Annotated in this window: 18 protein-coding genes; 6 read left to right on the forward strand and 12 right to left on the reverse strand. The window is 60.8% G+C overall.

What is annotated here, in order from left to right; translation table 11 throughout:
• Positions 1-12: 12 nt before the first annotated feature.
• The 3 genes from NOX35_RS13640 to NOX35_RS13650 form a co-directional block, all read right to left on the reverse strand.
• Positions 13-162, reverse strand: coding sequence for a hypothetical protein (locus NOX35_RS13640; RefSeq protein WP_256493595.1), 150 nt, complete (start codon positions 160-162; stop codon positions 13-15).
• Between the two features lie 81 nt (positions 163-243).
• A complete protein-coding gene (locus tag NOX35_RS13645; protein ID WP_256493596.1) occupies positions 244-732 on the reverse strand; it encodes a DUF6882 domain-containing protein in 489 nt (162 codons plus the stop codon).
• A gap of 89 nt (positions 733-821) precedes the next feature.
• Positions 822-1,721 carry a LysR substrate-binding domain-containing protein gene (locus NOX35_RS13650; RefSeq protein WP_182282853.1) on the reverse strand — a complete coding sequence of 300 codons (900 nt, stop codon included), beginning with the start codon at positions 1,719-1,721 and terminating at the stop codon, positions 822-824.
• Between the two features lie 175 nt (positions 1,722-1,896).
• Between NOX35_RS13650 and NOX35_RS13655 the strand changes: the two genes are divergently transcribed.
• From NOX35_RS13655 to NOX35_RS13675, 5 genes are all read left to right on the forward strand, one after another.
• Entirely contained in the window at positions 1,897-2,580 is a 684-nt protein-coding gene (locus tag NOX35_RS13655) for a LysE family translocator (protein WP_256493598.1), read from the forward strand.
• Between the two features lie 132 nt (positions 2,581-2,712).
• Complete coding sequence (locus tag NOX35_RS13660) at positions 2,713-3,294, forward strand: peroxidase-related enzyme (RefSeq protein WP_182282855.1); 582 nt, start codon at positions 2,713-2,715, stop codon at positions 3,292-3,294.
• Positions 3,295-3,410: 116 nt separating this feature from the next.
• On the forward strand, positions 3,411-3,974 hold the full coding sequence (locus NOX35_RS13665) for a YceI family protein (protein WP_256493599.1): 564 nt from the start codon (positions 3,411-3,413) through the stop codon (positions 3,972-3,974).
• Positions 3,971-4,693, forward strand: coding sequence for a YceI family protein (locus tag NOX35_RS13670; RefSeq protein WP_256493600.1), 723 nt, complete (start codon positions 3,971-3,973; stop codon positions 4,691-4,693). The genes NOX35_RS13665 and NOX35_RS13670 overlap by 4 nt, the downstream gene beginning before the upstream one ends.
• Positions 4,690-5,277: an SRPBCC family protein gene (locus NOX35_RS13675; protein WP_256493601.1), complete on the forward strand. Its 588-nt coding sequence runs from the start codon at positions 4,690-4,692 to the stop codon at positions 5,275-5,277. The genes NOX35_RS13670 and NOX35_RS13675 overlap by 4 nt, the downstream gene beginning before the upstream one ends.
• Positions 5,278-5,380: 103 nt before the next feature.
• Here NOX35_RS13675 and NOX35_RS13680 read toward each other — a convergent pair whose 3' ends face one another.
• Positions 5,381-5,917, reverse strand: coding sequence for a YcxB family protein (locus tag NOX35_RS13680; protein ID WP_182282859.1), 537 nt, complete (start codon positions 5,915-5,917; stop codon positions 5,381-5,383).
• Positions 5,918-6,286: 369 nt separating this feature from the next.
• Positions 6,287-7,765 (reverse strand): RtcB family protein, encoded by a 1,479-nt coding sequence (locus NOX35_RS13685; protein ID WP_371878484.1) that lies wholly within the window; start codon positions 7,763-7,765, stop codon positions 6,287-6,289.
• 75 nt (positions 7,766-7,840) lie between these two features.
• On the opposite strand from NOX35_RS13685, the gene NOX35_RS13690 reads away from it, so the two are divergent.
• Complete coding sequence (locus NOX35_RS13690) at positions 7,841-8,413, forward strand: hypothetical protein (protein ID WP_256493604.1); 573 nt, start codon at positions 7,841-7,843, stop codon at positions 8,411-8,413.
• Positions 8,414-8,476: 63 nt separating this feature from the next.
• On the opposite strand, the gene NOX35_RS13695 is transcribed toward NOX35_RS13690, so the two are convergent.
• From NOX35_RS13695 to NOX35_RS13725, 7 genes are all read right to left on the reverse strand, one after another.
• Positions 8,477-8,866 (reverse strand): thiol-disulfide oxidoreductase DCC family protein, encoded by a 390-nt coding sequence (locus tag NOX35_RS13695; protein WP_182282862.1) that lies wholly within the window; start codon positions 8,864-8,866, stop codon positions 8,477-8,479.
• Positions 8,863-9,408 (reverse strand): DUF4166 domain-containing protein, encoded by a 546-nt coding sequence (locus NOX35_RS13700; protein WP_256493606.1) that lies wholly within the window; start codon positions 9,406-9,408, stop codon positions 8,863-8,865. The genes NOX35_RS13695 and NOX35_RS13700 overlap by 4 nt, the downstream gene beginning before the upstream one ends.
• Positions 9,408-10,520 carry a saccharopine dehydrogenase family protein gene (locus NOX35_RS13705; RefSeq protein WP_256493607.1) on the reverse strand — a complete coding sequence of 371 codons (1,113 nt, stop codon included), beginning with the start codon at positions 10,518-10,520 and terminating at the stop codon, positions 9,408-9,410. The genes NOX35_RS13700 and NOX35_RS13705 overlap by 1 nt, the downstream gene beginning before the upstream one ends.
• A gap of 94 nt (positions 10,521-10,614) precedes the next feature.
• Positions 10,615-11,937, reverse strand: coding sequence for a sigma-54 dependent transcriptional regulator (locus NOX35_RS13710; protein WP_256493608.1), 1,323 nt, complete (start codon positions 11,935-11,937; stop codon positions 10,615-10,617).
• Positions 11,938-11,950: 13 nt separating this feature from the next.
• The gene (locus NOX35_RS13715) at positions 11,951-13,813 is read right to left on the reverse strand and encodes an ATP-binding protein (protein WP_232537927.1); all 1,863 of its coding nucleotides are present in this window, start codon (positions 13,811-13,813) and stop codon (positions 11,951-11,953) included.
• Positions 13,814-13,875: 62 nt separating this feature from the next.
• Positions 13,876-15,171 carry a dicarboxylate/amino acid:cation symporter gene (locus NOX35_RS13720; RefSeq protein ID WP_256493610.1) on the reverse strand — a complete coding sequence of 432 codons (1,296 nt, stop codon included), beginning with the start codon at positions 15,169-15,171 and terminating at the stop codon, positions 13,876-13,878.
• Between the two features lie 309 nt (positions 15,172-15,480).
• Positions 15,481-15,903: a thioesterase family protein gene (locus NOX35_RS13725; protein WP_182282868.1), complete on the reverse strand. Its 423-nt coding sequence runs from the start codon at positions 15,901-15,903 to the stop codon at positions 15,481-15,483.
• Positions 15,904-16,006: the final 103 nt, after the last annotated feature.

Consider the following 16,006-nt stretch of genomic DNA (forward strand, 5'->3'; position numbering starts at 1 on the left):
GAGCTGGCAATTTCAGCAATTGCCTTTCTTGGCCTGGCCCGGCGGGCAGCCGTGCGGGTGAAGCTTTTTGTAGCCATCGTCGTAATATCCGCCGCGGCTGTCATAGACAGCGCAGCCGCTCAGCACAAACATGGCTGCTGCCAAGGCAAACATCGTTTTCATGGGGTGACCTTTTCAGATTTTTGAGGGTGCCAGTCTATAGGCGGCCCCGCCCGCATTCTGTCAACAATCCTGTAGCGGCTTTCAATTGGCCGGCTGCTGCTCGACCGCCACCTGCAGGTGCAGCAAGGTGAAGTACAGGGTTACATCGCCCTGCTGGTCGATGAAGGTACCTACGGCACGCTGCAGGCGGGCGGCAATGCACAGGCACTCCATGGCCTCAGGGCGGCCGCCGGGAATCCGGGCCGTGGTCAGCAATGCCAGCTGGTTCTGTCGGCCGAACTCATGCACGACTTCCAGCGCTTCGCCATGCTGCCTGGGAATGGCATCGTTGGCCCAGCTCCAGACGAAGCTGCCGTCCTGCTCGTTGCTGGTTCCCACCAGGCAGACCGTGGCAATCACCTCATGCAGCGGAGCTTCCAGCGCCAGCAGGGCGCGGTCGAGATCCCAGCGGTACCTGGGGCTGCCCTGCAAGCCAAATTCCTTGGGCCACTGTGCATTGCGGGCCTGCACCATTTCAACGGCCTCACGGCTCCAGGCGGCCCAGTCGGTGGTTTGTGCGTCGTTGCTCATTGCGTATCCATTGCCTTTCAACAGACCGCATTGTCAGGCAAGAAGCGGGCATGCCCAGGCCCGGAACCCTATGCCCCGTCGGTCTGCGCTCAACTCTTCATCTGCTGCGCTATCCAGTCGGCCAGACGCTGCTGCACCGAGCCCGCTCCCCAACTCTGTACGGCCAGCAGGCAGTATTGCGAGCCATCGGGCACAAAGCCCAGTGGAGCCACCAGCCGACCGGCGGCGATATCGTCCTCCACCAGCAGTTGCGGGCCCATGGCTACACCCAGGCCCGCTGCTGCTGCCTGCAAGCTCAGGTAGAAATGCTCAAGCACCAGATCACCGCCTGCTTGCGCCTGCCGGATCTGGGTGGGAGACCGATTTGGCCGGGTTTTCCACCAATCCTCCCAGGCCTTGGGACGCGTCTTGCTGTGCAACAGCGTTGCGTCGCCATGAAGCGCCAGACCGCCATCGGGCTGCAACGCAAAGAACTGCGCCAGGCTGTCAGGACGGCAGACCGGCCCCATGCGCTCTGCACATAGGGGCTGCATTTGGACATTGCGACCCCAGTCAAAGTCGTTGCGCCGAATGGCCAGATCGATGCCGCGCCCCCATTCCACGGCACCGCCGCCCGCTACCAGATGCACGGTGTGCTGCGGGTAGCGCGCCTGGAAGTCGCCCCAGCGCGGAATCAGCCAGCGCATCAGCAGCGTGGGCTCGCAGGACAGCAGCAGCGGCCTGCCTGCCACCTGCTGCCGCACCGCCTCGGCCGCACGTGCCATCTGGCCCAGGCCGGCATGTACCCCTTCGAACAAAAGCCTCCCCGCAGCATTGAGAAAGACACGGCGATTGCGGCGCTCAAACAACTGCGCCCCCAACTCTTCCTCCACCGAGCGCACCGCGCGGCTGATGGCTCCATGGGTCAGGTGCAGCTCATCGGCAGCGCGGCTGAAGCTCTCCAGCCGCGCTGCCGCTTCAAAACAGCGCAAAGCGACCAGCGAAGGCATCCGTGGTGGACTGCCAGCAGAAATATGTGAGTTTGAATCACTATTTTCTTGAGAAATCATCGTTATTCAAAAAACTCTGACCGCCCTAGAGTTCAAAGCTGTAGAGCACAGCTTGCCATTCTCGCGCAACAGAACCATCTCACAAACAGATATTTGAACTCAACCAACATACAGTATGAACGCCTGGCCCACCGTGATTCTCGTTACCTCTCTCGCCGTCATCAGCCCTGGCGCCGACTTCGCCATGGTCACCCGCACCAGCCTGATGGAATCGCGCCGTGCGGGTCTCTGGGTGGCGCTTGGCATTGGCTGTGGCGTTCTGATCCATGTGGCCTACACCCTGCTGGGACTGGGCATGGTCCTGCAACGCCTGCCCTGGCTTTTCAATCTGCTCAAATATGCGGGAGCAGCCTATCTGGTATGGCTCGGAATTTGTCTCTGGCGCGGCGCCAGCCGTGCAAATGGCGATCGGCCAGAGTCCCGATCCAGTGCCGAACCAGGCCAGCGCAATGCACGAAAAGGCCATGCGCCAGGCCGCTCGCTTTTTATCCTGGGCTTTCTGACCAATGCACTCAACCCCAAGACAGCGCTCTTCATCCTCAGCCTGTTCATGCAAATCGTCGGCCCTGCCGTGCCCATGCCCACCCAGTTGGCCTACGGCCTTTTCATCGCCATGGCCCACGTGCTGTGGTTTGCGCTGGTAGCCTGTTTTTTCTCGGCCCCGGTGCTCCAGCCCAAAGTACAAGCCATACGCCCCTGGGTAGATCGCAGTCTGGGCTGCGTGCTGCTTGTCCTGGGCCTGCTGCTGATCGCCACCGGCACACCGGCCACGTCGAATCTGATGGATGCCAGCATCTGACAGGAAAAGCCTGACAGGCCCAATGCAGCAATAGCAGCATCTGCAACGCAAACGACAGCTTTGGAGCGCCCACCCGTGCCATGCTTGTCATGGTTGGTACATATCAGCAAAACTCCAAAGGAGACAAGCACCATGAAAAGCCGCTACCCCTTTCCCGATCTGAACAGCCTGCCTGAAGACATCAGGCAACGCATCACCGAGGTACAGCAAAAGTCGGGCTTTATTCCCAATGTTTTTCTGGCCTTTGCTCGCCGGCCGGCCGAGTGGCGCGCCTTCTTTGCCTACCACGATGCGCTGATGCTCAAGGAGGACGGCAGTCTCAGCAAGGGCGAGCGCGAAATGATCGTCACCGCCACCAGCGCTGCCAATCAGTGCCTGTATTGCGTGGTGGCTCATGGCGCCATCTTGCGCATCTATGAGAAAAAGCCGCTGATTGCCGACCAGGTAGCGGTCAATTACCGCAAGGCCGACATCAGCCCGCGCGAGCGGGCCATGTTGGACTTTGCCATGAAGGTCTGTCTGCACAGCGCCGAAATCGACGATGCCGACTACGAAGCCTTGTACCCTCACGGTTTTGACGACGAGGATATCTGGGACATTGCGGCCATTACCGCCTTCTTCGGACTATCCAACCGGATGGCCAGCTTCGCGGGCATGCAGCCCAATCCCGAGTTCTATCTGATGGGCCGGGTGCCGCGCGAGAAAAAAGCCTGAAGCAACAAGCCGTAACTCGCTGCCTGCAATCGATGCAACTTGCATCGCAATGACGCATCATCCCTCGCAGAGCAGCGGCCAACCCGGCAAAACGCTGTTTGCCGGAGGTCATCCAGATGCGAAAACCCGTTTGCTGCCTCGCCGCCCTTCTCACCACGCTGTGCTCCACTGCAGCTCATGCCACCTCGTGGGAGCTCAAGCCCGGTGGCGACAACAGACTGGAATTCACCGCCACTTTTGAGCAAACGCCGCTCACCGGCATGTTCAAAGACTTCCGGGTTCGCTTTGATTTCGACCCTCTAAAGCCAGGCAGCAACAGGCTGAATGTCAGTATTCGCATCAGCAGCGCCGACATGGCCAATCCAGACATCAACCAGGCCATTGCCGGCAAGGACTGGTTTGACTTTGTGCGTTATCCCGAGGCAGTCTTTGATGCCAAGGAGATTCTCGACGCCCCCGGTGCAGCCGGTTACCTGGCACGCGGCACCCTGCTGCTGAAAGGCCGCAGGCAGCCGCTTGTGCTGCCATTCAGCTGGAAGCCCGAGGAGCGCCGCATGGAAGGCGAATTTGTCACCCATCGCTCGATATTTGATATCGGTACAGGAGAGTGGAAGAGCAGCAATGCCGTGGGAGACTCCGTGACCGTCAAATTTCGCGTTCAGCTGCGCGAGTTGCCATGACATTGCGCAGACAGCTGATTGCAGTCCTGTTGACTCTGATCACGGGCTGCTCGCAGCCGGGCATCGAGCCAGAGCAGCCTCCCGGCCCGACGGCAAGGCCTGCGGACTTTCCTGCGGCCTTCTATGCCGATGCTGCTGCACGGGGCCAGTCGGTGCTTCAAATCGATTCCTCGCATTCCCTGATCTCAATCACCGTTCGACGCGCTGGCGCTCTGGCCAGACTGGGGCACGACCATGTGATTGCCAGCCATGAGCTGCAAGGCTATGTGGCCCCTCAGCTTGGCCGCGCCGATCTCTATGTGGCGCTGGACAGGCTATCGGTTGACGAACCCGCCCTGCGCGCCAAGGCCGCTCTGGACACCCAGCCCAGCGCTGCCGATATTGAAGCAACCCGTGCCAATATGCTCAACAAGCTGCTGCAAACCTCGGTCCATCCGTTTGCACTGGTCCGGGCACATGCGCCTCCCGAAGCAGACGGCGATGTATTGCTGGCCCTGGAACTCACTCTTCACGGTGTCACACGCAGCCTGAGCGTACCGGCCCGGATCAGGAGGACGCCAGGCGAATTCCATATCAGCGGCTCGCTGAGCATCAATCAATCGAGCTTTGGCATCACGCCTTTGTCTATCCTGGGCGGTGCAATCCAGGTCCGCGACAGGCTCGAGTTGAACTTCGAAGTGCGCGCCGCTCCACCGCTGAAGCAGGAATCCCGGTCATGAAAACAGGACTTGTTGCTGCCTGCGGCGCAGCTCTGACCCTGCTCTGCGGCGGTTTGCAGGTTTCGGCACAAGAGCTGCGCATAGAGACTGCCGAGCACAATGAGGCATTGACGGTGAGCGCCTTGGCCGTCATGCAAGTCAGGCTCGCTACGGCCTGGAGCGTGATTTCCGACTACGACCATCTGGCCGACTTTGTACCGGATATGCAAAGTTCGCGTGTGCTGCAGCGCGACGGCAACCAGGTGCTGCTGGAGCAAAAAGGCAGTCTGGGGTTTCTGTTTTTTCGCCAGGCAATCGAGGTCAGACTGGCTGTGACCGAATGGCCACAGCAGCGCATCGCCGCACATGCAATAGGCGGCAATCTCAAGCAGATGGACGGCAGCTATACCCTGGAAACCCAAGCCGACGGCCGGGTACGCTTGGCTTACAGCGCTCGCCTGGTCCCGGCTTTCGCCATCCCGCCGCTGGTTGGGAAGCCAGTGCTGCGCCAGTTGCTGAAACGCCAGTTCAGGGCACTGGTGGATGAAATCCAGCGACGCGAGGCCTTGACGCTTCAAGAGCAGAAACAGACACCCGGAAATTAGCGGCAGGCCACTACAAGGGCAAGATGGTATTGGACGCATGCAAGCCTGGCCCTTCGCCTCGGGTTGCCGTCATGACTGCGCCAGCATCTGCAAGAACAAAGACTTAAATCGCAGAGGCCCTGAGATGGCGCGTGAACTGCTCGAACTCTGCAGCCATGGGGGCAATGGCTGCCCTGGGCAGTATCAGAGCCTGCATAGCGTCGATGAACAGATAGTAGTTCACCTCATCTTCGGCAAGCGCCAGCACTCCTGACCACGGCAGCATCATGTCACCTCGAACCGAGGCTACCCTGATGGCGTCCGACGAGAGCGTGACCGTTTGCGGCGACAGAAACGCTCCATCCGGCAGGAGCATGAGCTTGCGCATAGATGCCTGCGACAGGTATGGCATCGTCACGACGGCGATCAAAGCGACGAGCAGAAGGCAGGCAACCACTCCCAGTGGGCGGGAGATCTCGGGAAACTCACGCATCAGTCGCGCGTAGGCTGCACCGGCCAGGCCAATGGAAAGCCACACCACAATCCGCAGGAGGAACGGCCAGGAAAGCATCCCTGCCTTCTGATGCCAGCGCCGCGAAACCACTTTCTGCAGGCGAACGAAGTCGGCGGGAGCGAGGGTAAAGCTGGCGGTCATGTTCATGGCTTGCTCAAGTGGCCACAGGTATGTGAGACCTGCAGCAGCGAGTATTGATCGAAAAGTGACTGTTGCATCTCACACGGTCGCTGGCTCCGACTCATGAATGAATACATTACCGGCACCATAAGCCAGCGCACCGGGCATTACAGGGTGCGACCAGATCTGTGCATGCGATGCATGCCCGCACCATGCAGCCCGCAAGATGTGATATTGCAGCAAATCGAGACAGCCGTGGCTATGGTGTGGCGGGTTCGATGCATTGATCTGATTGTCTCCCACCTATCAATTTCACCCATCTTCCTCGAACTCCCGAATAGTCAAACAGCCTTGCCACCAACACCTGGACGTCAGGCGCTGGCAGCGACTTCAACCTCAAGCCTTGAAAGTCAGCCAAGGCTTCAACCGCACACTCGCACGGATCAGCCCCGCCTCTTCCTGCGCCTGCAACACCGGCCCTACGGGTTTGTAGGCGCTGGGCGCTTCTTCGATCAGTCGCTCTTCACGCAAGGTGATGCATTGCCATACGGATTCGACCAGCGGCTGCTTCATGCGCCGCGTTTCCTGTCTGCGCACCTGGCGGCCCGCGCCGTGGCTGCAGGACCGCAGCCAGTCTTCATGGCCCAGACCTTTGACGAGGAAGGAGTAGTCGCCCATCGAGCCCGGAATCAGCGCCCACTGGCCGTCATGCGCGGGAGTGGAGCCCTTGCGGTGTACGTTGAACTCGCCCTCGGTCATCACCACGTTGTGGGGCACATCCACAATCAGGCGCGATGCATCGGGCGCGGCAATGCCCGCCAGCTCTTTGCGCACCAGCTCCGCCAGCGCCATGCGGTTGAACCACGCATAGCGCGCAGCCACACCCATCGCTTGCAGATAGTCCTGCGCCAGCGCGCCGCTCAGTCCATACAGACCATGCTGGGGGTGTTTGATGCCTTGCGGCCATTGCTGCCTGGCCAGTTCCATCCAGCGACGACCGACATAAAAACCGACATCGCGCGAGCCGGTGTGGATCATCACCGTGACATCGCCCTTCTTGAGTCCCGCGGCGTAGGCGGCATGACGATCGTAGACTTCCTCAACCACGCAGAACTCCAGAAAGTGGTTGCCGCTTCCCAGGTCCGCGGCAGACGGCGGGCGCAGCAGCTCGCGCGCCTGCAACAGGGCTTCAGGCGCGTAGCGACTCTGGCCCGCAAAGCCTTGCAGACCCACGCACTCGGCCAGTTCGGCTTGCAGGCGATCGCGGTTCACGCCTTGCCATAGACCCACGCCAGGCAACTGTTCAATAAAGGCCTGGGGCCCCTCATCAAACAGCGCCTTGAAGCCTGCGCTGCGCACGGGCACATCGCGCCCGTTCTGCAAGATGACGCGGGTCAGTCGCTGCACGATGGTGCTTTTGTGCAGCTCGGCCTGCGCCTGCGTCAGGCCCGTGCTCAGCAGGCGTATGCCGCAGTTGATATCCGTGCCGATGGCCGCAGGAATCACGAAATCTGGCGACGTGGCCACCACCGCCCCCACGGGCGCAATGCTGCCGGGGTGAAAGTCCGGAGTGGCACAGGCTTTGCAGACCACTCCATGGCCTTGCGGGTCCGCAACCGAAGCGAAGTCCAGCAGTTGACTAACGGCTTTGTGCTCCAGCGGCAGGCTGTCGGGCAGCAAAATGGTGGCTGCTGCCTGCTCGTTATGGATTTGATAGATATTGTCTCGGTAGGAGACCTGGATGCCCTGACGTGACAGAGCTTTTTGCAGTCGGGAAAGCTTCCCGGAAGAATGCGGCATGATGCTGATAAAAACAGGTACGCAACAGCGCATCTCCGAATCTGGGAGATGCAACGCACCTTCGAGCAGCAGCATCAAGAAGGACTGATAGACTGCAGATTCTAACGAGTAACTGCCGGGCCGCCTAACCGGCGTTGCTAATATGCTGCAATGCGCAATGCAATTCGGTCCTTTCAGATTCCCGCACCACTGCAGACTTTGTATGACACAGCTGCAGCCATGGGCCCGCTGTTCGGCCTGTCGCCCGAAGCCGTTTTTGGGGACTGTGGCCTGCGACTGGAGATCCCCCCTGTACCCAGTTACATCGATTGGTGCACGCCGCGCAATGTGATGACGTTTGCGACAACGGGCTGCGACAGCGTTCATTACAGCTATCTGGTCGATGAGCGCCTACCCGATAGCGTCTGCCCCATCGTCATGACACTGCCCTGCGTGAACGAATTGAGCTGGGTGATTGCCGAGAACTTTCAGGAGTTCTTTGACTACGGCTACTACGCGGGCTGGCTCGAACTGGAACAGCTGTACTACGAAGATGAAAAAGGCGAAGCCTGCTTTCACGAGGCAAGTCAGTCGTTGAAAAAGCTCGGCATGCAGCAACTGCCGCTGCTGCACAAAGCGCTGAATATGCAGGCTGTGCTGCCGACGCTGAAACGCTTTTGCGACCTGCAGAAAAAATACCAAGCCCTGTTGAATATTCCACCCATGCCGCCAGAGCATGCCTGATTGCGGATCCATCAATGGCATCGCCCCCATGTCCGCTGAGCGATGCAGCTCTTCATTCGGAATTCAGTCCAGAAAGCGGGCAGCCACAGCAGGGTCCGGCATCATGCACTGCTCGCTTTTGCCGAACCAGTGATAGCGGTTTCTGGCGATCATTCGGTAGAGCGCATCGCGCAATGCAGAGGGTATCAACCTGATCACCGCTGTCAGTCGCCAGGGCCAGCCCAGGGCGTGCAGCACGCGCAGGATGGCATCCGTGTGCTGCCAGGAGCGCTGGCCGTCCACCAGCAGCAAGGTCTGCAGACCCTCTATGCGCAAGCCTGCATCGGCCAACAGCCTGCCGCCGACCTCGCCCTGTATGGCAGCGAACTGAAAAATGCCCTGCTTGTCGTGCTTGAGCAAGAACTGCACCCAGCCATTGCACAACAGACATTGCCCATCAAAGACCACAATCATGTTTTTTCCTCGGGCAGCAACAGATAGCCACGATAACTGGCCACCACGCCAATCAGGGGGACGGCCGCTTCGACATGAAATTGCATGTGCTTCCCGGCTCCGGCTTCTTCGGCCACGATGCGCGGCGCCAGCCAGCCCGGGCATGGGAAACCCAGAAAATACAGACGCTGCAGTCGCATGAGGAGCCGTCCATCTACCGCCTGCAAGGCAAAGCACAATCGCGCCAGGCCAAGGCGCTCGATCAGGTGGCCATTGTGCAACTGCATGGTTGAGCGCATGAGCTGCAAGGGGAAGATGCGAATCCAGGTTTCCGCCTCGGGACTGGCCTGCAGTTCGAAATGAATCGTCCCCTCGCTGGCGGCGCGTGGCGTGCCCAGAGCCAGCGCCAGCAGCTTGGCTGCCAGAGTCCGGGGGGCGCCGGTCTGCACCCTGCCCTGGAGCTGATGCTCACCCTGAAGGACGTGAAAGCGCTGCAGGGCGGCATCGAGCTTGCAGAACTCATCGCCCATGGCCTGCTGAAACAAAGAAGCGCTCTGCATCATCAATCCAGTCTCCGCATCTGAATATCCAGCCCCTGCGCTTCGTCCACAAAGTCCTGCAGCGTCAGCAGCCCCATGCAAGGCCTGGCGCCTGGCTCCAGCGGCGCACCCAAAGCCAGCTTGCGTACCAGCGCACTGGCAGCCAGCGTGGGAACATAGGGCCCGTCGCCCGAGCCTGCCATAAGCACCCAGCAGCGCTGGCAGGCTTGCCCCGTTGCATCCAGGCCACTGACCGTGACATGCATGGCCCCTGCATCGCTGCCCCAGCTCTTGAACCAGTCCGCCATGCGCTTGAGCCTGCGCGCATGTGCAGACCAGTCCCGCACCAGCCCTCTGTGAGCCAGCCAGGCCATGGCATTCATCCCACGCTGCAAGAACGACAGCTCAAGCCCGGCACCGAATCTGATGGAAGGACTTCCTTCATAGCGAAGCGGTAACAGCGCGAGATCCGGTATATCGCAGGCCGACAGCAGCCGCCGCCCAACAGGAGCCGGATAGTCATACCCATAGCTGCGTAGCCAGCCAATCAAGGCTTGCTGCCCGGAACCAGGCAGCGGTTTGCCACAATAGCTGAGGATGGCAGCGACTGTAGACAGACCTCTATCCGTACGATTGCCCGGGCTGATGCCTATGTCGAGATCGCTGACGCGAGCCATGCCCGAAGCCAGCGCATCCACAACCGCCGAGGACAGCGCAGGTACCGAGCTGGCACCACTGAGCAGCAGCACGCCCGCAGCTCTGGCCTGCGGATCGAGCACATCGATGCCGCAGACAAAGTCACGCCCATCGGCCAGGTCCACATAGTGGACGCCGGCGTCGGCGCAGGCTCGGGCCACGCGGTAGTCCTGCCCCTGAAACGGGCCCGAGGTGTGAATGAGCGCATCCACCTCCAGCGCCTTGAGCCTCTCCTCCAGGCCCCGCGCCATCACGTCCAGCACTGCGTGGCTCAGGCTTGAGCAAGCATTCGGGGCCAGACTTTCAACCAGCGCCTGCGCCGCAGAGACCGAGCGCCCTGCCACCACGATGTGCAAACCGGTTTGCCTGGCCAGCCTGGCAACCAGCCGGCTGCCGAAGAAGCCGTAAGCACCGATGACCATGACCTTGTATTCACGCATGCCTCAGTGTAGCGGGATGCGGGTTTCGCTCCGGAGCGCAAGCCCGGCAACGGCGAGCCGGCTCTGCCGCGCTCATGGCTCGGCCACAGCCTGGTCAAAGCCCGTACTTGCGAATCTTGTCGTGCAGCGTTGTCTTGGGAGTGTGAAGCGCCTGGGCCGTGCGCGTCAGGCTGCCTTCGTTGTTGCGCAAGGCCTCCGAAATCAGGGAACGCTCTATGGACTCCATGGTTGCCGCCAACGAAGCCGCTGCCTCGGACGTCATACCGGACGGGGACAGGCCGGCATCCAGCCCCAGCGTGATGCGCTCGGCCGTGTTGCGCAGCTCGCGCACATTGCCTGGCCAGTCGTGGGCAAGCAGTGCCTGCAGACGCTGCGGCGTCAGCTCTGCCACAGGGCGCTGGTGGCGGGCAGCGGCCTGCAACGCGAAATGCTCGAACAGCAGCGCAACATCCTCGCGGCGCTCGCGCAGCGGGGGCAGGTTCACGGTTACCACATTGAGACGGTAATAAAGATCGGAGCGAAACAGGCCCTGACGGCTGAGTTCCAGCAAATCGACCTTGGTTGCAGCAATCACACGGCAGTCGACGGGAATGAGCGTGTTCGAGCCCAGGCGCTCCAGCACTCTTTCCTGCAGCACGCGCAGCAGCTTGGCCTGCATGGCCAGGGGCATGCTTTCGATCTCGTCGAGAAACAAGGTGCCGCCGCTGGCATGTTCGATCTTGCCGATGCGCTTTTTGCCCGCGCCGGTAAAGGCCCCGGCCTCGCTGCCGAACATTTCGCTATCAAACAGCGTCTCCGGCAGGCCGCCGCAGTTGATCGCGACAAAATTGCCTCTCTTGCGCCGGCTGGATTCATGCAGGCTGCGCGCGACTCTTTCCTTGCCGGTGCCCGTTTCCCCCCAGATCAGCACATCGGCCTCGCTGGCCGCAAGGCTTTGCAATGTGCTGCGCAGCTGCTGCATGGGAAGCGAGCGCCCCAGCAACTGGTGCTGCAACACATCCCGACTTTGTAGCTGCTGACGCAGGCTGCGCACCTCCAGCACCAGGCGACGGCGCTCCAGCGCACGGCGCACGGCGTCCACAAGGCGCTCGGGCGCAAACGGTTTCTCCAGAAAATCGGCAGCGCCATCCTTCATGGCTTGCACGGCCATGGAGATATCGCCATGACCTGTGATGAGAATCACGGGCAGCTCGGCATCCAGCACGCGGACGGCGGCCAGCAGCCCAAGGCCGCTCATCTGCGGCAAGCGGATGTCGCTGACCACGATGCCGGCAAAATCCGGGGACAGGTGCTTTTGCGCCTGCTCGGCACTGCTCACGCAGACGCAGTCCAGACCCTCGAGACGCATGGTCTGCTCGCAGGCCATGGCGACATCGGCATCGTCTTCAACGATCAGGACTTTGAGGGAAGGGTTCATGGGCTGCAGGCAATCAGGACAGCGGCCGAGTATCCACCAAGGGCAGGCTCAGCGTGAAGATGGCCCCGCCTTCCGGATGGTTGCCCCCCGTCAGGCTGCCGCCTGCGGCCTGGGCGATCTCGGCCGACAAAGGCAGGCCCAGACCCAAGCCCAGTCCCTCTGGCTTGGTCGTGAAAAAAGGCTCGAACAGTCTCGCTTGCGCCTGATCGCTGAGTCCGGGGCCATGGTCGCGCACCGTGATCTGCGCCCAGGCACCGGAACGCTTGCAGGCAATTTCCACGCACCGCGTATTGCCGCCCTGCACGGCGTCCAGCGCATTGCTCAACAGATTGATCAACACCTGCTGTACGCGATTGGCATCGCACCAGGCGCTCAGCGCGAGATCCGAGGGCTGTCGCACGATCATGGCGCCGCTTTGGGCAATGCGCGGCTCCATGAGGGACAGAGCGCCATCGACCACCTTGGCCAGTTCAACCGGCTCGGGCTGGCCTGCGGACTTGCGGGCAAAGTTGCGCAACTGCCCGGTAATACGTCCCATGCGCTCGGTCAGCTCCGCCATGCGCTGCAGATTGCTTTGCACCATCTCGCTCTGACCGCGTTCCAGAAAGCGCTGACTGTTACCGGCCAGCGCCCGCAAGGCCGCCAGGGGCTGATTAAGCTCATGGGCCACTTCCGTAGAGAGCTGACCGATGACGGCCAGTTTGCCTGCCTGTACCAACTCGTCCTGCGCAGCGCGCAGCGTGGTCTCGGCCTGCACGCGCTCCATCACCTCCTGCTGCAACGCCACATTGGCACTCTGCAGATCGGCTGTGCGCTGCTGCACCTTGTTTTCCAGCACCTCGTTGGCCTGTTTCAGAGCTTGCTGGGCCGCCAGTTGCTCACGCACATGTCTGCGCCGCTGGTACAGCAAAGCTCCCAGCAAAAGCATCAATGCAATCAACGCCCCCGTCACCCAGGCGCGACTGGCCGCCAACTGCAGTGCAACGCTCAGGGGGGAGAGCACGGTAATCTGCCAGGGCGTGCCGGCCATAGGTCTGGACTGGGCCAGAAAGCGGCCTGCGCTCTGGTCTGCCGCAGCGTCCTTGACATCGGGAATGCTCACCTGCCTGACGCCCGTGACACTGCTCATGCCGCGCCAGCCCAGAGGCCGCAGGTTCAGGCGGTTGTATTTCTGCGAAGCTTCCAGCTCGGCACGCCTTGCCTCATCCAGCGGCAGCAAGGTGGCAAAGCGCCAGGCGGGCATGTTGCTGAGAATGACCACGGTATTTTCATCGCTGACCAGCACCGGAGACTCTGCGCTGGCCCAGGATTGTTCGAGCTGCGCCAGCCCGACCTTGACCACCACCACGCCATGCATCTCGCCCTGCCCCAAGGTAGTGGTCAGGTAATAGCCGGGCTCGCCGCGCGTGGTGCCCACGCCGAAGTAGCGCCCGCGCCCTTCTCGCAATGCCTGCTGGACATAGGGCCTGAAACCGAGGTTCTCGCCCACAAAACTGTCGGCGCGGCGCCAATTGCTGGCAGCCAGCACGTGACCGTCGTGATCGAGCATGTAGACGCTGAGGGTGCCCGCACGACGGCTCAGCTCCTCCAGATAGAGATTGGCGCGAGACTGCAGTCTTTCGTCGAGGGGCGATTGCAGCAGCGACAGGATCTCGGGCTGCAGGGCCACGACATCGGGCAGAAAGGCAAATTTGTCGATCTCGCGCCGCAGGCTGGCAGCATAGAGATCAAGGCGGTTGTTGCCGGCAGCCACCACGGTCTCGAGACCGATCTTGACAAAGCCCTGATAGCCCAGCCAGCCGCCCAGGCTGCTTGCAGCCAGCCAGAGCAGGATCAGCAAAACAGCACGCAGGCGCGGAGGCAGGAAAGCTAACATGGTGCGAACCATGGTAGCAGCGCCCGGCACCGCAGGGGACAGGAATCCGGGCAATGGGACGATCAGGCTCGGGCGCGAATGGGCTCGGGCACCAGGTGTGGCTCGACCGCCAGATCTGCGCAGGACTCCTGCTCTTCGCTGCCTTCCCATTTGGCAACCACGGCCGTGGCAATGGCATTGCCCAGCACATTGGTCAATGTACGGCCCATGTCCAGGAAATGGTCGATGCCCAGAATCAGCAGGATGCCCGCTTCCGGCAAACCGAACATGGGCAGCACGGCGGCAACCACCACCAGCGAGGCTCGAGGCACGCCGGCAATGCCCTTGCTGGAGATCATCAGCACCAGCAGCATGGTCAGCTGCGCGGTCAGTGTCATCTCGATGCCATAGGCCTGAGAGATGAAGATGGCCAGGAAGGTGGTGTAGATCATGGAGCCATCGAGGTTGAACGAGTAACCCAGAGGCAGCACAAAGCCGGTGATACGCGGCTTGATGCCGAATTTTTCCAGCTGCTCCATGAGCTTGGGCAGCGTGGATTCGCTGCTGGCCGTGAAAAAGCCCACCAGCACCGGGCCGCGAATCAGCGAGAGCAGACGGAAGACATCCTTGCCCAGCACGAGATAGCCGGCACCGATGAGCAGCACCCACAGTGCGGCCAGCGCAATATAGAAGCCCAGCAGGAATTTGCCAAACACCAGCAGCATGCCCAGTCCGTGGGTGGCAATGGTGCCTGCGACAGAGCCGAACACTCCAACGGGCGCAAAGCGCATCACGTACTCGGTCACGCGCAGCATGACATGCGAGGTCTCTTCCATCAGATCGACCAGCATGTGCTTTTTCTGGTGGTTCAGGTAGCCCAGAGCAATACCGAAGAACAGCGCAAACACAAGGATCTGCAACACCTCATTGGTGGCCATGGCCTCGAAGATGTTCTTGGGGAAGACATGGGTGATGAAATCCTTGAAATTCAGCGCACCGGTCTTCAGACCCAGGCTCTCGGCATTCGTGGGAAGCTCCACCGTCAGGCCATGGCCGGGCTGCAGCACATTGGCAAAAACCAGACCCAGAAACAGCGAGCAGAACGATGCCGCGATAAACCAGCCCAGCGCACGACCACCCACTCGGCCCACAGAGCCGGCATCGCCCATATTGGCCAGCCCTGCCACCAGCGTGGCAAACACCAAGGGCGCGATGATCATCTTGATCATGCGCAGAAATACGTCGGTGAGAATGCCGAAATAGCCGGCAATGTCTTTGGCTGTCTCCGGTGTCGCGGCGTTGGCGTGGACTAGATAGCCCACAACCACACCCAGAACCATGGCCAGCAGAACCATGATGGTCAGGCGGTTGGATTTCATTTCTTGGAATCTTGGTATGCGTTGTTTGAGCCACTACCTGAATCCAGGCCATGCAGGCACCGGGTTCTGGCAGCGACAACAAACCGAGACGGACCGCAGACGGAACCGAGGTTTCGTCAGCCAGGTCCAGTCCCAGTCTCACTTGGTCAGCCGCAATGAAGCGGCGTGCCGTCCTTTAAGCACATACCGTGCCAGCCAAGAAATCACGTCCAAGTCTTTGATTTGCTTATATTCAAAATACTTTTTTGCATAACCGTAATCGGATTTCCGGACGGTATCCGAATTGATGTACGGAATTCCGAACTGGACTCATGCCGTTACTGCCGAACGTATCCAGTCCGGAAGCGCAGCGGCTTTCTGCCGGGGGAGATCCACCCAGATCACCGTGCCTCCGCCAGCGGCGCAGATAACTCCCGGCTGTGCAACACGCTCCATGGTGGCCCAGGTCTCAAAGGTAGTGCGTGCGGGATCGCTGACAAACATCTTGAGCAGCACCTCGTCGGGATACGCAAGCTGCTGATAGAAGTTGCAAAAGGCGTTGACGATGACCGGCCCCTGCCCTGCGGGGTCCGGATTCAGGCCCATGCCACGCATCCAGTCGATACGGGCAGTTTCCAGATAGCGAAAGTACTGGGCGTTGTTGACATGCCCCATGGCGTCCATATCGCCCCAGCGTACGGGAAAGCGCGTTTCATAGACCTGCTTCTTCAGCTCGGGCAGTTCGATTTTCATTCCGGTATGTCTCCTGATTGAACGAGATTTGCAACGGCATCATCGCCTTGTTCTAGTTGCTTTGAGGGATGGCACCCCCTGGGACGATCACTAGCCTATGGAC

The organism is Comamonas sp. C11 (genome assembly GCF_024496285.1).
GTDB lineage: Bacteria > Pseudomonadota > Gammaproteobacteria > Burkholderiales > Burkholderiaceae_C > Comamonas > Comamonas testosteroni_F.

Bases quoted from the DNA above. Each gene is read 5' to 3' on its own strand.
- NOX35_RS13640 (WP_256493595.1), bottom strand. From the start codon at position 162: ATGAAAACGATGTTTGCCTTGGCAGCAGCCATGTTTGTGCTGAGCGGC.
- NOX35_RS13655 (WP_256493598.1), top strand. From the start codon at position 1,897: ATGAACGCCTGGCCCACCGTGATTCTCGTTACCTCTCTCGCCGTCATC.
- NOX35_RS13705 (WP_256493607.1), bottom strand. From the start codon at position 10,520: ATGCGTGAATACAAGGTCATGGTCATCGGTGCTTACGGCTTCTTCGGC.
- NOX35_RS13675 (WP_256493601.1), top strand. From the start codon at position 4,690: ATGAAAACAGGACTTGTTGCTGCCTGCGGCGCAGCTCTGACCCTGCTC.
- NOX35_RS13710 (WP_256493608.1), bottom strand. From the start codon at position 11,937: ATGAACCCTTCCCTCAAAGTCCTGATCGTTGAAGACGATGCCGATGTC.
- NOX35_RS13660 (WP_182282855.1), top strand. From the start codon at position 2,713: ATGAAAAGCCGCTACCCCTTTCCCGATCTGAACAGCCTGCCTGAAGAC.
- NOX35_RS13725 (WP_182282868.1), bottom strand. From the start codon at position 15,903: ATGAAAATCGAACTGCCCGAGCTGAAGAAGCAGGTCTATGAAACGCGC.
- NOX35_RS13720 (WP_256493610.1), bottom strand. From the start codon at position 15,171: ATGAAATCCAACCGCCTGACCATCATGGTTCTGCTGGCCATGGTTCTG.
- NOX35_RS13690 (WP_256493604.1), top strand. From the start codon at position 7,841: ATGCGCAATGCAATTCGGTCCTTTCAGATTCCCGCACCACTGCAGACT.
- NOX35_RS13685 (WP_371878484.1), bottom strand. From the start codon at position 7,765: ATGCTGCTGCTCGAAGGTGCGTTGCATCTCCCAGATTCGGAGATGCGC.
- NOX35_RS13670 (WP_256493600.1), top strand. From the start codon at position 3,971: ATGACATTGCGCAGACAGCTGATTGCAGTCCTGTTGACTCTGATCACG.
- NOX35_RS13645 (WP_256493596.1), bottom strand. From the start codon at position 732: ATGAGCAACGACGCACAAACCACCGACTGGGCCGCCTGGAGCCGTGAG.
- NOX35_RS13715 (WP_232537927.1), bottom strand. From the start codon at position 13,813: ATGTTAGCTTTCCTGCCTCCGCGCCTGCGTGCTGTTTTGCTGATCCTG.
- NOX35_RS13700 (WP_256493606.1), bottom strand. From the start codon at position 9,408: ATGATGCAGAGCGCTTCTTTGTTTCAGCAGGCCATGGGCGATGAGTTC.
- NOX35_RS13650 (WP_182282853.1), bottom strand. From the start codon at position 1,721: ATGCCTTCGCTGGTCGCTTTGCGCTGTTTTGAAGCGGCAGCGCGGCTG.
- NOX35_RS13665 (WP_256493599.1), top strand. From the start codon at position 3,411: ATGCGAAAACCCGTTTGCTGCCTCGCCGCCCTTCTCACCACGCTGTGC.
- NOX35_RS13680 (WP_182282859.1), bottom strand. From the start codon at position 5,917: ATGAACATGACCGCCAGCTTTACCCTCGCTCCCGCCGACTTCGTTCGC.
- NOX35_RS13695 (WP_182282862.1), bottom strand. From the start codon at position 8,866: ATGATTGTGGTCTTTGATGGGCAATGTCTGTTGTGCAATGGCTGGGTG.